The sequence below is a fragment of the Blastopirellula sp. SH421 genome (assembly GCF_057808535.1).
The window spans coordinates 5,441,871-5,455,469 of sequence record NZ_CM173712.1; the positions used below are offsets into that span (position 1 = coordinate 5,441,871).

General features: G+C 58.2%; 10 protein-coding genes. 7 read left to right on the forward strand and 3 right to left on the reverse strand.

Annotation, left to right across the window (positions count from 1 at the left end; genetic code table 11):
* Nucleotides 1-8 precede the first annotated feature (8 nt).
* On the reverse strand, nucleotides 9-674 hold the full coding sequence (locus tag SH421x_RS22005; RefSeq protein WP_488852171.1) for a phosphoribosylanthranilate isomerase: 666 nt from the start codon (nucleotides 672-674) through the stop codon (nucleotides 9-11).
* Between the two features lie 175 nt (nucleotides 675-849).
* Between SH421x_RS22005 and SH421x_RS22010 the strand changes: the two genes are divergently transcribed.
* The 4 genes from SH421x_RS22010 to SH421x_RS22025 all read left to right on the forward strand — a co-directional run bounded on the left by SH421x_RS22010 (nucleotide 850) and on the right by SH421x_RS22025 (nucleotide 6,372).
* Nucleotides 850-2,211: a hypothetical protein gene (locus SH421x_RS22010; RefSeq protein WP_488852172.1), complete on the forward strand. Its 1,362-nt coding sequence runs from the start codon at nucleotides 850-852 to the stop codon at nucleotides 2,209-2,211.
* A 150-nt stretch (nucleotides 2,212-2,361) separates the two neighbouring features.
* A complete protein-coding gene (locus tag SH421x_RS22015) occupies nucleotides 2,362-3,807 on the forward strand; it encodes an ExeA family protein (protein WP_488852173.1) in 1,446 nt (481 codons plus the stop codon).
* 17 nt (nucleotides 3,808-3,824) lie between these two features.
* Nucleotides 3,825-5,369, forward strand: a complete 1,545-nt coding sequence (locus SH421x_RS22020; protein WP_488852174.1) for a hypothetical protein — start codon at nucleotides 3,825-3,827, stop codon at nucleotides 5,367-5,369.
* A gap of 52 nt (nucleotides 5,370-5,421) precedes the next feature.
* Entirely contained in the window at nucleotides 5,422-6,372 is a 951-nt protein-coding gene (locus SH421x_RS22025; protein ID WP_488852175.1) for an SDR family oxidoreductase, read from the forward strand.
* Here the strand turns inward: SH421x_RS22025 and SH421x_RS22030 are convergent.
* Nucleotides 6,339-7,658, reverse strand: coding sequence for an MFS transporter (locus SH421x_RS22030; RefSeq protein WP_488852176.1), 1,320 nt, complete (start codon nucleotides 7,656-7,658; stop codon nucleotides 6,339-6,341). The genes SH421x_RS22025 and SH421x_RS22030 overlap by 34 nt on opposite strands.
* Nucleotides 7,659-7,763: 105 nt before the next feature.
* Between SH421x_RS22030 and SH421x_RS22035 the strand changes: the two genes are divergently transcribed.
* Nucleotides 7,764-8,519, forward strand: a complete 756-nt coding sequence (locus tag SH421x_RS22035) for a polyprenol monophosphomannose synthase (protein ID WP_488852177.1) — start codon at nucleotides 7,764-7,766, stop codon at nucleotides 8,517-8,519.
* 289 nt (nucleotides 8,520-8,808) lie between these two features.
* Here SH421x_RS22035 and SH421x_RS22040 read toward each other — a convergent pair whose 3' ends face one another.
* A complete protein-coding gene (locus tag SH421x_RS22040) occupies nucleotides 8,809-10,590 on the reverse strand; it encodes an AAA family ATPase (RefSeq protein WP_488852178.1) in 1,782 nt (593 codons plus the stop codon).
* 959 nt (nucleotides 10,591-11,549) lie between these two features.
* Here SH421x_RS22040 and SH421x_RS22045 point away from each other — a divergent pair.
* Together SH421x_RS22045 and SH421x_RS22050 are read left to right on the forward strand one after the other, a co-directional pair.
* On the forward strand, nucleotides 11,550-12,788 hold the full coding sequence (locus SH421x_RS22045; protein ID WP_488852179.1) for a DUF6807 family protein: 1,239 nt from the start codon (nucleotides 11,550-11,552) through the stop codon (nucleotides 12,786-12,788).
* A 13-nt stretch (nucleotides 12,789-12,801) separates the two neighbouring features.
* Nucleotides 12,802-13,563 (forward strand): 3-keto-disaccharide hydrolase, encoded by a 762-nt coding sequence (locus SH421x_RS22050; protein WP_488852180.1) that lies wholly within the window; start codon nucleotides 12,802-12,804, stop codon nucleotides 13,561-13,563.
* Nucleotides 13,564-13,599 lie beyond the last annotated feature (36 nt).

Below are 13,599 nucleotides of genomic sequence, written 5' to 3' on the forward strand. Positions count from 1 at the left end.
CAGGGCTTTTACACGCCCATCGCGGTTTTGGCGTTTTGGCAAAATTGCGTCGCCAGCTGTGGGTCTTTCCGTCCTGGCTGCAGCTCGACCCCGCTGGCCGTATCCACCGCGCTGGGCTGAACCGCGGAAATCGCCGCCGCAACATTGCTCGGCGACAGCCCCCCCGCCAGAACCAAATGCTCGCAAGGGATCCAGCGGCTCCAATCAGCGAGCAACTGCCAATCGGCCGCTTTGCCGGTTCCCCCATACGCGTCCGCCTGAAATCCATCAATCAAGATCGCTGTTGGCGAGCAGTCTCGCGCCGCACAGCGCGCCAGAAACTCAATCAAGTCTTTCCGCCAATCGGGGGCGCAGCGGAATGCCTTGAGCACGGGCGGAGCTCCGAGATGCCGCAGCCGCGCGAGATAGTCAGGCGACTCATCCCCATGCAACTGAACCCAATCGAGCGCCAGGCGCTGGGCCGCGGCGGCGACATCCACCACATCTGCGTTGACAAATAGCCCAACCGCGACGGCATCGCGGGAGATGGCGGCGCGAACGTCCGCGGCGATCTCCGCCGGCAGAAAACGCTTGCTGTGCGGATAGAAGTTGAGCCCCAACGCATCAGCGCCGGCGGCGATCATCGCCGTGGCGTCTTCGGCTGTGGTGATTCCGCAGATCTTCCGCTTGAACAAATTGCGTCTCCTGCTGGGGCTATCCATGAACGATCGTTTATTTTACCCCGTAAATTTCCGACTGCGAACTAGGCGATTCCAATGAAGCGCGGCGCATCAGGCGCCGATGAATAAGACAACGGCATCGTGTTGGCATGGACAGCTAGCATTGGCCGGCCCCAAGGAGGAGTAGCAAGTGGAAGATTCGGCAACGCGTCAGTTGCGATCTAGCGCTGCGTGTCGCGCCTACGCATTCATCGTGACGGCGCTGGCAGTCGTTGCGATTGGACTTTATTTCTGTCGAACTCCGGTTCAATCGGTTGTCGCGCAGCAGGGAATGCTGGTCTCCGCCGATCTGGCGGATGAAGCGTCGTTGCTGAGCGTCGCCCAAGAGGCCAAGACCAATACGTTGGCCGCAGTCCCTTTGTTGTCGATCGCTGAGGGACTTCCGCAAACTTCGGCAGGCGAAGCCGACGCCGCCGCCAAGTTACGCGATAACATCCAGATCAACATTGTCGCTCGTCCCGAAGGTCGGCAAGCTGACATCTCGATCCTGACGACCGCCCCCACGACCAGCGAAGCGTTGGAACTGGCCCAGCAGGTCGGCAAAATCTATCAACGCGAGCTTACGGAACACGCCGAGCATCAAGCGGGGAGAATCGGCGACGCAGCGATCCAGCTCGACCAAACTGCACGCAGCACGCTGCAAGAGTCGCAACAACAATTGGATGCGTTTATCCAAGAGAATCAAGATACGCTTGACGGTCGACAGCCGTTTGTCAGCGTCACGGCGCCGGAGATTCAGGAAAACGAGCAGTGGCAAGAGCTCCATCGCCAGATCTCGAATCAGGAAAGCGAATTGGCCGCACTGCTATCGCAGCGGACCGACGAGCATCCCATGGTGATCAATGTCAAAACCAAAATCGCCAGTCTCCAAGCTCAGTTGCAACAGGTTCCGCGGTTCTCGAACCCGCCTCCTTCGGTCCCTGCGGCGCAGTTGCCCCCGGTCGATGTGGCGGAGATCCAAGCGAAACACGAACGGCTGAAGCAAGCGGTCTACCAAGCGAAAATGTCGGTTCAGGCAATCGGCGGCAAACATGAGATCGCCGCAAATGGCCACCGGTTTTATACGTCGATCCGGGTCGAATCGGACCAAACGCCGCGGATCGCCGGCATGATCGGCGGCAACTTTCCGATAACGCGCGTGGGGATGTTGCTCGCGATCGCAACGCTGCTGGGCGGGTTCGCCGCGCTGTGCGTGCCGACCGCTGAGCAAGAAGCGATCTTGGCCAGCGCCCAAGAGATCGCCGCCGCGGCCGGGGTCTCGGTCGCGGCCGAGCTGCCGCTTGCCGGTGGCCCAGCTATTCCGCATAAACGAACGGTGACTCGCGTCGCCGCGCGATTCGCCATCGTTGCTAGCGAGTACTCCCTGGTGGCGCTGGTTGGTTTGATCCTGGTCGCGCTGCTGGTTGACCCAGAGTTCACGCGGACTTTTACGCACGAACCCTTTACTGCTTTATATAACGCTCAACACCAACTGTGGAAGTTTGCGCATTAACGGACAGCATTCAGATTCCGCCGCGCTCACGGTGGAGATCGTCCCCCATTTTTGCCGATGGTTGAAATGCACCCCGCGCAGCGCAAATCACTTTGATTACTCGGCTTGCAGTCTTGAACGGAAGCCTGCACAGCCTAGGAAGAATACGCAATGTACGAATCGTTTTATCAGCTTACGCGGCGTCCCTTCCCTGCCGCCGCCGACGCCCCCTATTATTTCCCTTCGGCCGCTGCTGAGTCAGCGCGTAGCACGCTACGCCGTTGTCTGCATCGCGGCGAAGGCCCGGCGCTGCTCATCGGCGGGCCCGGTTTGGGCAAGTCGCTGCTGCTAAAGGTTCTCGCGCAGGACTTGAAAGCCGAACGTCATATCTCGTTTTTGCAGTGTGGCCGCGTCTGCTCACGTCGCGCGCTGCTGCAAGCTTTGTTGTACGAGCTAGGTCTCCCCTATCGCGGCATGGAAGAAGGGGAGCTGCGGTTGTCGCTGGTCGACTTTCTCCGTTCGGCGAAAGATGATCGCCAAGGGTTGCTGGTCTTCATTGATGAAGCCGACACCTTGCCAACCCGACTGCTGGACGAACTTCGCCTGTTGACCAACATCTCGTCCAATGGCAATTCGTTGGTCGGCATGGTCTTGGCCGGTGGGCTCACGCTTGAAGAGCGTTTCGCCTCGCCGCGGCTGGCTTCCTTCAATCAACGCGTCGCCGGGCGCTGCTATCTCGAAACCTTCTCGAAGGCCGAGACCGCCGACTTCGTCAAATTCCAACTTGAAGAATCAGGCGCCCAACGCTCTCTGTTTGCTGACGACGCCCTGGCGGCAATCAGCCAAGTCACCGGCGGTGTCCCTCGCTTGATCAATCAACTGTGCGACCATGTGCTGGTCTTGGCTTCGCTGGGATCGCACAAGCGGGTTGACGCCAGCGGGATCGAGGAAGCTTGGGCTGACCTGCAACAGATGCCTGGACCGTGGTCGACCAGCCAGCAAGAGTTCTCGGCGCCGACCAGCGAAAGCGGCGTGCTGGAATTTGGTTCGTTGGAAGAAGAGGGAGAAATGCCTCATTCGGTGAAATTCCCCTCGCGAATCATGCAGCCTCCTAAACAAGTGCGGGGAGCCATGGACGCCAACGCGGCAGCGACGCTGCGGATGGATATCGCCGAGCAGGAGTTCTCTCCCGAGTCGCTTTTTCAGCCAGAAGCAGAGCTGGAGTTCATCAGCGCCGTCAAAGATCCGTTTGACGAGTCGTTTGACAACGAAGAGATCATCCTGGATCGCTACGCCAGTCTCAGTGAAGCCCGCGGCGTGCTGAAACAGGTCCAAAGCCGGGAAGGGGTCGAGATCGCTTCGCTGTTGGAACCGATGCCGATGCTGGTCGAAGCGCAGCCTGGCGAGGTCGCTGCGGTCGATGTGGTGATGCCTCCCTATGCTCGAGATGAGGAGATCGTCTCGCGATATTTGCGAGAAGCTGCTGTAGCGCCAACTCCGGCCGATGATCGAGACATTTTGATCATCGAGGACGCCGTCGCCGAAACCACGCCGACTCGCAGCCGTCGCCGCGAATTCCGCCGGCTCTTCAGTTCGCTTCGCCGCGAACATGCCTGATAGCCGAAGGTTTTCCTATGTCGAAGATGCTCGACGCGTTGAAACGTCTCCAGGCGCAGGGTGCAGCCCCGGCGGCGCTGCCGACGATCAACAATACCGCGGGTCAGATCGACACCGTGCGCGAAGTCGCGTCGGCGGTCGATCAAGCGGTTGCCGAGACCGAGCAGCGTTTGCGGGCCGAGTACGCTCAGCAAGCCGCCGCCCAACAGCAGGAACTCGCCAAACAGCGTCAGCAGTTAGAAGCAACGCTCGAAGTCGAGAAAAAGCGGCTTCAGCGGCAACTTGCCCAACTTCAATCGCAGGTCGAGTCGCATCAAACCGATTCGGCGTCGCATGCAGAGCTGCGGGCTCAGCTTGAAGCAGAACTCAAGCAGCATCAGACCGAATCCCAGAAGCTGCGCGAACAAGATGAAGCTCGCTTTCTGGAAGATCAGGCCAAACTCGCATCTCGTCTGCAAGAGTTGAGCGGATCGCATCAAGATCTGGCCGATAAGGCGACCTCGCTTTCGCATCAGTTGGAGATGAAAGAAGCCGAACTGCAACAGCTCCAGCAGGCGATGCAAGCAACTCCGGCCGTCGACGAGCAATCGCTACGCGCCAGCTTGAGCGACGAGCTAACCCAGCAAGCGGAAGCGTTTGCCCGAAAAGAGACGCAACTGGCCGCCGAGTTGGCCGCAGCGCTTCGCTTGGTCGAACAACAACAAACCGACCTGGCCGAGATCGTTCGCCTTCGCGCAGAAGAAAAAGCGAAGCTTGAAAAGTCTCGCGCCGCTGCGTCGGATCAACCGCCGCCAGAGCCGCTTGCTCCGCAACCTATCGCTCCGCAGCCCACTGCTCCGCAGCCCATTGAGCCTGAGCCAGCCGCCGCGCTCAGCAAGCCGCCGATCTCCCGGCCAGAGCCGCCGCACTTGCTGCGTAGCTTTTCGGCGGCAAGCGCGCGCCCCCAAATCGTCTCGTACGAAGAACAAGCGATGGCCGAATTGCAGGATTCGCGAATCCGTGAGCGCTATGAGCGTCTTGCGCAGGTCGCATCCCAGCCAGCTTCGCTGCTGTTTCTGTCGGCCGATGGGGGCGATGACGCGCATCAAGCCGGTTTCCACACCGCTCTGGCGGCAGGACGTGAGGACCATCGCGTTCTGATCATTGACGGCGACGTGCATGGCAAACAGCTTTCGCAGCGGCTTGGCATGCGTGATAGTCTGGGGTTTTACGAGGTAATTCGTCGCGAAACAAAATGGTCCGAGCGAATTGTCGGACTTCGCTGCGGTGAAGTTGACTTCTTGCCTGCCGGACGTAGTCTCTACACGGTATCTCGGAGCGACCTCGAATCGGCCCAAGCCGTCTGGCGCGAACTGAACGATATCTGGCCGCTGATTATCCTGGTCGGTGAGCACCCAGGCGCCGTTTCGACCGAACTCTACGGCGTCTTGTGCCAGTCGATCTACTTGACGGCCTGTTTGGGACGCGCCACAAAAGATGACGTAAAGTCCGCCTCGAAACGGATCGCCGCAATCGGCAGTCGTATCGAGGCGGCCGTTGCGATGAACGCCAAGTTGAACTAACGCTCGACCTGGCCGCTCCTTTCCCCCTATCCAGCGTCATAGCAGGCGAATTATGGCCAAGTATCTTGTTACCGGCGGCGCAGGCTTTATTGGTTCGCACATCGCCGAGGCGCTTGTCGCACGCGGCGATCAGGTCCGCGTGATCGATAACCTCAGCACCGGCAAACGCAGCAACCTCGACCACATCGCCAAGCGGATCGAGTTTGTCGAAGGTTGCCTGACCGATAGCGCCGTCGTCGCGGACGCCGTTCGCGGCATCGATGTCATCTTTCATCAAGCGGCCCTCGCCTCGGTCCCTCTCAGCGTCGAACGGCCGCTCGACACGCATGCGCATTGCGTCACGGCCACCGTCAATCTGCTGAACGAGGCCCGCCAGGCCGACGTGCGCCGCGTCATCTACGCCGCATCCAGCAGCGCCTACGGCGACGCGCCGACCTTGGCCAAACGCGAGACCGATCTGCCCAACCCCCTTTCTCCTTACGCCGCAGCCAAGTTGGCCGCCGAGTACTATCTGCAAGCCTTTTATCACACCTACGGCATCGAGACCGTCGGGCTGCGGTACTTCAACGTCTTCGGGCCGCGGCAAGATCCCGATAGCCCCTACTCGGCCGTGATTCCGATCTTTATCACGCTTCTGCTGCAAGGGGATCGCCCGGTGATTTACGGGGACGGAGAACAATCACGCGACTTCACCTTTGTCAAAAATGTGGCGTTGGCCAATCTAGCTGCGGCGGATGCTCCCCAAGTCGCTGGTCGGATCATCAACGTCGCCAACGGTCGCAGCACTTCGCTGTTGCGTTTAATCGAACTGCTCAACCGCGAGCTCGGCACCCAGGTTCAGCCCCAGCACGATCCGCCGCGTGTGGGGGACGTGCGCGACAGCATGGCCGACAACACGTTGGCCCGCACTCTGCTCAACTACGAAGTCGAGATCGATTTCGAGACAGGGCTGCAAATGTCCATCGACTACTACCGGCAGCTGGTCGCTTCGCGATCGGCCTGATCCGTTCCTTCAGCGCTGGGTGGCGCTGCTGCGTGGATCGGCGGCGATTCGCTCTGTAGCGGCTCTTCGTAGTATTCCTCGCCGATCTCTTTTCTTCCCCACATCCAGTACATGAGAGTAGTCACTGCAAAGCTGACTGCCATCATGACAAACATCGTCGGATAGCCGGGCCAGCCCAGCTTGTCCGCTTTGGTGACGATCGCTCCTTCCAAGGGAAAACCGACCAACGATCCAAAGTCGAGCGAAGCCAACATCAAGCTTGCGCCCGTTCCCCGATGTCGCCGCGGAAACACCGTCGCTCCTCCGGCTACCACTGCTGGAAAGAGAAACGCATGCGCCGCACCTCCAAAGATCGCCGGTAACGGCAACATCCACGCGGTGCTGACCGGCAAATAGGCGAGCATCGACGCAATCAAAAAAATCATCCCCAGGATGACTGTATTCTTGACTCCATAGCGATCCGTAAACTGGCGTGTCGCGATCCGCACCGAAAACGCCGTCAGCGCGTAAGCGAGAAAGAAGAAACGAATCTGATTGATCTGCAATGAGTCTGCATAGCTCCGCAAAAAGACCTGCGGCATCAGCACTCCGGCGCCAACCATCACTCCCATCACCAACAACCAGCCAGGCTGAAACTGTCGCACCAGCGCCCAAGCCGAAGGATGCTCTTGATGCGGAGCCCTCAAATCGCGCCGCGTCGACAAATAGGCTAACACCATTGACACGCCAAACATCGCCGCCGACAACACAAACATCGCCCGAATCGGACCGGCGGTGATCTCATCACCACGAAAAATCCAGTCGCCAATGACGGGCCCAATCGCCAGGCCGATGAACCCCGACGAGCCCAGCACGCCCACCATTTCGGCCGTTCTTCCCGGCGGCGCTTTCAGCGAGACCGAAGTCAACGACGCGCCAAAGGCGCCGGCCAAGCTGATCATCATCCCGATTCGCAGCAGATAAATCCAAGCCGAGTCAAGCTGCGTCACGGTCAGATTCAACAGCACAAACAAGGCCATCGCCAAAAGTGAGCAAAGCCAGACCGTCCGCGGCCCCAGTCGATCAATCAACCGCCCTTGCAAAAATCTACCGAGTAAACCGCCGGTCATCCCGCAGCCGGTGATCAGCCCCAATTGATAAGGCCCGCCTCCGAGGTAGGCGATAAAATCAGCATATCGAAACAAACTGCTCGTCCCGACAACCAGCGCCAAATTGGCGAAATAGCTTAGCCAGAAGTCTCGATTGTAAGGATTTTCGTCAGAAATAGTGTCGATCGCCGCGGACATGGAATCTTAAAGGCTGGTAAACAGGAAAGGGAATTCCCGCTATTATACGGGCCTATCCCCCGTGACCAGCGGACCGACTTCCCCTTGCCCTATTCTTTCTCTCCCATGTCCACCGACCGCCCATCCGCTCCCACCGTGTTGATTGCGGTCGCGACGTTCAACGAGATCGACAATCTGCCGCTATTGGTCGCCGAAATTCTGGAGGCCGTTCCCACCGCCGACATTTTGGTTGTTGATGACGACTCCCCCGATGGTACCGGCCGGTGGTGCCAAGAGTTCGCCGTCAACCAGCCGCGTCTTCGCTCGCTGCATCGTTCGCGCGGCGCCGGACTGGGAACAGCGGTCATTGCAGCCATGAAATATGGGATCGAACAAAATTATGATCTGCTGGTCAATCTCGACGCCGATTTTAGTCATACCCCCAAAAAAATCATCGATCTGTTGGCCGTCGCGTACACAACCGATGTCGATGTGATTGTCGGCTCGCGTTATATCCCCGGCGGTGGAGTCGAAGGTTGGCCCCTGCACCGTCGGATTATGAGTCGCTGCATCAACCTTTACACGCGACTTTTACTGCGTCTGCCGGTTCGCGATTGCAGCGGATCTTTTCGTTGTTATCGTGTCGCCACGCTTCGCTTGTTGGACTTCGACTCGATCGTTTCCAAGGGTTATTCCTTCTTTGAAGAAATCTTGTGGCGACTTCACTTGCAGGGAGCCTCGTTTCAAGAAGTCCCTTATATCTACGTCGAACGTGAACGAGGCTACTCAAAAATCAACTGGCGCGAAGCAGTTCGCGCGATCTATCTGATCGGAAGACTCGGCATCGGCTCCCTCTTCACCCGCCGACCTGCACCCAAGTAGCAAAGTAGCGTCCGCACAGTGTACAGACCGCACACATAGAGAACACCCGTTCGCACACATTGGGAACACCGGGGTCAGTTCGTTTCATCGCATGATTGCGGTCAACAATCCAAGCGCCGGTTTGGTTCCCAAAGGATGCATGATCCCCGTCCCCGTTGTTTCTTCAGGCCCAACGGGCCGACCTAAAATAGCCCAGGGCGCTCGTCGCAGCAGCGACGGAGCCCTGGGTAATCATCCACAAGCGCAACGTTGACGTTGGATGGAACCCGGGGAACTGCCGACTCAAACGTCACCATTCTTTGGGATCGTGTTGACCCAGGGCTGCGTCGCTAAAAGCGACTAACCCTGGGCTAGAATAGGTCGCCCCGTTGGGGCTGATTTGATCGGGCGTTTGCGACTGCGTTTGCGTTTGTGACTGCGGTTGCGACTGCGACGCTCTGGGCTGCTGAATGGGATCGAATTGGCGAATGGGACCAAACTGGCCAAATGATTCAAATTGGTTCAAATTTGCTGGGCTGCCACCTCCGTCCCCTTTATTGGCAGATTCATGGAATGACTTCGCCAGGTGATAACAAAGCTCTAACCGGTTCTGCCCTGTCGTATCACTATTGGTCGGCGCGATTTCTCCGTCGTCGATCATTTGATCCCACGCAAGTCCAAACTTGGCGGCGCTGATTCCGCTGAGTTGGCGGATTTTTGATTTGGTCGCATTCTGAGGTGCGAGTTGTCGCACTGCGGCCCGGATTTTTCCGCGGCGGCGTTGTTGTTGCGATTGGGCTTCTAGCTCCGGCGCCTCATCTTGCAACGACTCGGCAGCGTGCAGCGCGACGTTCCACTTGCGGCCGTTGGCGTCTGCGAGATGACCTTCGTCAATATCGACTCCCCAGACCGCGTCTTGGCCAGCGTTTCCGCCGACGGATAACCACAGGCGATGCTGTCCGCTGCCTGACTCGTACGCGCGGCGACGGTTTACCAGTAACCATTGCTGGGCAAAATCATGTTCGGCGTCGTTGAGATCGGCGATATTCATCGCGCGTTTCGAAGTCGATTTGCGCGTTGCGCTGCAAACAATCGGCGTGGCGCCAGCTTCGAGACAGCAGCGGACCAATTGGCGAATTTGCGATTTTTGCGAAGCAGCGCGCGCCGAGGTCCATTGCAACGGATCGATCAACACCACTTCTAATTGATGACGCTGAATCCAATCACGCAGCTCCGCCACGTTCTCTTCAAAACTGGCCGTCTTGGCGGCCGAGGGCATGGTCAGCGCCCAGACCAGGTTGGGAAGTTTCTCGGTATCAACGCCGGTGGCGGCGCTCCAGCGTCGCGCGAGATCGTGCAGCACGGCTCGGCCTGCTGCGCCGCTGAGAAACCCGACTCGATAAGCGCGTGGAGCGGCGAACTCTCCTAAAAATTTGCCCCCGCTGGCTAATGCAGCGCACAAATCAACCGCCAGCGAGGTTTTCATGCTCTTGCTCGGCCCTAAAATTACTCCTGCTTCATTGCGAGCCAGCACGCCAGGCAACAGCCATTCACGCGGTGGTTGTTCATGGAGTAGTTCGGCAGTGGTTAGCTCTTGAAACCAGCCACTGCGCCGTGCGCTGGACTGGGGCTGCGAGGTCTCTTCCGACTGGTTAATTTGACTGGATTCAGGAGAGTCTTCGCCAGGACTTTCGTCATGAGAACCGAACATTTCTTCTTCGATTGCAATGACCTTATTGAGGATTTCCTCGGTCTGTTGTAGTGAATAACCGAGGGCGAGCATCCCGTCGAACACCCGCGGCAGATCACTGATCGGGATCCCGGCGGCTTGCATCTCCGAAATCACGGCTTGCAGATCATCAAAGGCTTGGGTTTGAAAGAAATCGGTCGATGGGGGATCTGGAGCCAGGATGCAGGGAGGATCGGAATTGCCATCCAACCACCCGACTTCGGCGGTTTCTGGCGTTAAATCCGCGGTTTCGGCCGATTTATTCCGGGCCGCCAGCAGACGGTTGCGCAGCGCTCGGCGTTTCCGAGAGGCCTTGGCTCGGCGTGATTGCAATTTTTTCGATTGACGTGATTCGGATCCCATGGGAGGCGTTTCCTGTTGGAGCGTAGATGTTGTTGGGATAATTTGGGGGGTTGGGTTGGGTTTTTCGCCGCGGGCGTAACATGCGAAACATTCCCAAAGAGAACAACGATAAAAGTATAAGCAAGTCCTGAGACATTGTCAATAGAAAATTGTCTGTAAAATTTCTGTGGAGGGATTTTTTGAGGATGGGAGAATTGCGGCCTAGAGGGGGCGAGAGGAAGACGCTACTTTCGCGGGAGCGAAAGGCGACTTTTGAAGTTGCGCTATTCGACCCCAAAAAAATGGAACGCGGTAAAGCCACGAAGAAAGAACGGAAAAACGCGGTAGGAACTAAGTCGAAAACGTTCACACTAGCCCGCAGCGCCAGCGAGGGAATCCGCTTGGCGATGCCAACTCGGTCTGAACTAGCGACCGGATTCCCTCGCTGGCGCTGGCGGGCTAGTGTCCTAGCGGTTCGAAATAGCGCAACCTCAAAAAGGCGACTCTGGGGGGCTGCTGGCTCAAACATCAGCATTTTTGTGGGCGGCGTTGACCCAGGGCTGCGTCGCTAGAAGCGACTTACCCCGGGCTAGGTTAGGTCGCCCCGGTGGGGCTGTGGGGATTTTTTTTGGGGTGATTTTTGTTGGGTGGTGCTGATGCTGGTTTTGCCTGGGCAGTCTGCTCATGACTGGCCGGATTGCGGCTGCAGCAAGGTGTCTGCGTTATGCGGTTGCGCAGTTTTGTTGACCTCACTTTGCATTAGACATTCGTCATTAGAAATTAGACATTTCCCCCAGCGGCGAGCGCCAATGCGACTTCCCGGAGAATTTTTCCCTGCGAAGACTCTCCAATCGGCGTATCCCCTCCCTTAAGCTGGCTTTTCCGGCCTTCGCCGCGGTCGCCTAGGTTGAACAATGGAGGCCAGCGCCTTAATCTGGAGGGAGCTATCTCGCCTATCCATCCCCCCGAGAGGTTGCCAGATGTCCCGCTCGCTGATTGCGATGGCGCTGACCTTGGTCTTCTGCCATGCGGCCACTGCCGCGACTTTAAAGCTCCAGATTACCGCTTCGGATCAAGCGGAGATCAACTTGCCGGTCTCCCTCGCGATTCCGACTGCGACCACTGGCGATGCTCAGGTTGCGACCGTTTCGCTCTCGAACGGAACGACGCTCGTTGGTCAGCTGACCGCGCCGCGATTGCTGTCGAAGGCCGATGCCGCCAAAGAGCGTGAGCTGACGTTTGTCATCCCGCGATTGGAAGCTGGCGCCAAGTTGACCGCGACGGTTGATTTTGGAGGGGGCGCGAGCGGCGAACAATTCAGCTGGAAAGACACGCCGGGCAAATCGATGGAGCTACGGTACGGCGACAAGCCGGTGCTGCGTTATATGTATGAAGCGCTCGACGACTCTTCGGCCGGTCGTCGCCAGGAGACCTTCAAGGTTTATCACCATGTCTTTGACATGGACGGCGAGAATCTGCTGACCAAGGGGCCCGGCGGACTTTTCCCCCATCATCGCGGCCTGTTTTACGGTTTTAATAAGATCAGCTATTCGGCCGACGGCAAGAAACAAACCGCCGACGTTTGGCATTGCAATCACGGCGAATCGCAAGCCCACATAACAGTGCTGCAGCTTGAAGCAGGCCCGGTGCTGGGTCGCCAATTGTTGCAAGTCGAGTGGCGCGGTCGTGACGGGAAAGCGTTTGCCGAAGAAGAGCGTGAGCTGACCGTCTATCACACGCCGGAAGGGCGCCTGATCGAATTTGCTTCGCGTCTCACCAGCCAAGTCGAGGATTTGAAACTGGACGGCGACCCGCAGCATGCTGGTTTCCAGTTTCGCGCGACGCAGTTTGTGCCGGATCAGACAGCCAAAAAGACGTTCTATATTCGCCCTGATGGCCCAGGGAAGCCGGGCGCGTTTCGCAATTGGCCAGGACAAAAAGAGCATGTCGACCTGCCGTGGAACGTGCTCGTGTTCGAGGCGTTCGACAAGACTTACTCGGTCTGTTATCTCGATCAGCCGACCAACCCGAAACCGGCTCGGTTTAGTGAGCGGGACTATGGCCGCTTTGGTTCGTACTTTGCAACCGACGTTAAGCAAGGCGATCCGCTGGAGGTCAACTACCGCGTTTATCTGACGGAAGGGGAAATCGCTCCGGAAGCGATTACCGAGTCTTACGCCAGCTTCAATCATCCGCCGCAAGTATCGATCGTTGAGTAAGTACTGCACGCGAATGCAGACGGGCAAGTTTGCATTGCGACTCCGCACGATGACGCTGCTCTGGGCGTTGCTTCTGGCGACGGTCTGCTCCTCGGTCTGGGGCGACAGTCCGCCCAACGCGACGGGACGGTCTACGACTGGGCCGAACACGATTGAGCTGACTGCTCTGACTGAGCCGACGCAGCTGTTTAATGAACGCGACCTACAAGGTTGGCGGCCAAAAATCGGCTGTGATGCGAAGCAGCTGACTGCGCAAGAGCAGGAAATATTGGCGGAACTGGCTGCCCAAGATATGAGCGTCCATTGGCAAGCGGCGTTCGGCATCTTGCAGTACGACGGAGCAGGCAAACCAATCGAGACAGAGCAACACTTTGGCCCGTGTCGGCTCTCCTTCCAATGGAAATGCGAGGCTTGCTCGATGGCCCAGGTGGGGCTTCCCGGCGGTTTGCACGTTGCGATTGGGGACGCTCACAGCGATGGTGAAGATCAGAGCCGCGCTTCTGGCGTGATCTACCAAGACTGCCGACGGATCGCCAAACCGATGCACTGTGCGGATCAACCGCTGGGGGAGTGGAATCAAATGGTGATCCACGTCGGCCGCAAGCAGATCGAAGTCTGGCTCAACGGACGTCGCGTGGCGAGTTCAGGCAAGCTTTCGACCGAATTGGCAGGACCGATTACGCTGGGTGCAGGCCCGGCGCCACTTTATTTTCGCAACGTGCTTGTTGAGCCGCTGGACGAATCGGTGCGTGAGCTAAATTCGTCGCTTCGCTAAGGTTCGTTGACTACCCTAGGCAGCGCATCTAAAATC

Excerpts from the sequence above, each read along its gene's own strand:
- SH421x_RS22015 (WP_488852173.1), top strand. The coding sequence starts at position 2,362 with ATGTACGAATCGTTTTATCAGCTTACGCGGCGTCCCTTCCCTGCCGCC.
- SH421x_RS22020 (WP_488852174.1), top strand. The coding sequence starts at position 3,825 with ATGTCGAAGATGCTCGACGCGTTGAAACGTCTCCAGGCGCAGGGTGCA.
- SH421x_RS22025 (WP_488852175.1), top strand. The coding sequence starts at position 5,422 with ATGGCCAAGTATCTTGTTACCGGCGGCGCAGGCTTTATTGGTTCGCAC.
- SH421x_RS22030 (WP_488852176.1), bottom strand. The coding sequence starts at position 7,658 with ATGTCCGCGGCGATCGACACTATTTCTGACGAAAATCCTTACAATCGA.
- SH421x_RS22035 (WP_488852177.1), top strand. The coding sequence starts at position 7,764 with ATGTCCACCGACCGCCCATCCGCTCCCACCGTGTTGATTGCGGTCGCG.
- SH421x_RS22040 (WP_488852178.1), bottom strand. The coding sequence starts at position 10,590 with ATGGGATCCGAATCACGTCAATCGAAAAAATTGCAATCACGCCGAGCC.
- SH421x_RS22045 (WP_488852179.1), top strand. The coding sequence starts at position 11,550 with ATGTCCCGCTCGCTGATTGCGATGGCGCTGACCTTGGTCTTCTGCCAT.
- SH421x_RS22050 (WP_488852180.1), top strand. The coding sequence starts at position 12,802 with ATGCAGACGGGCAAGTTTGCATTGCGACTCCGCACGATGACGCTGCTC.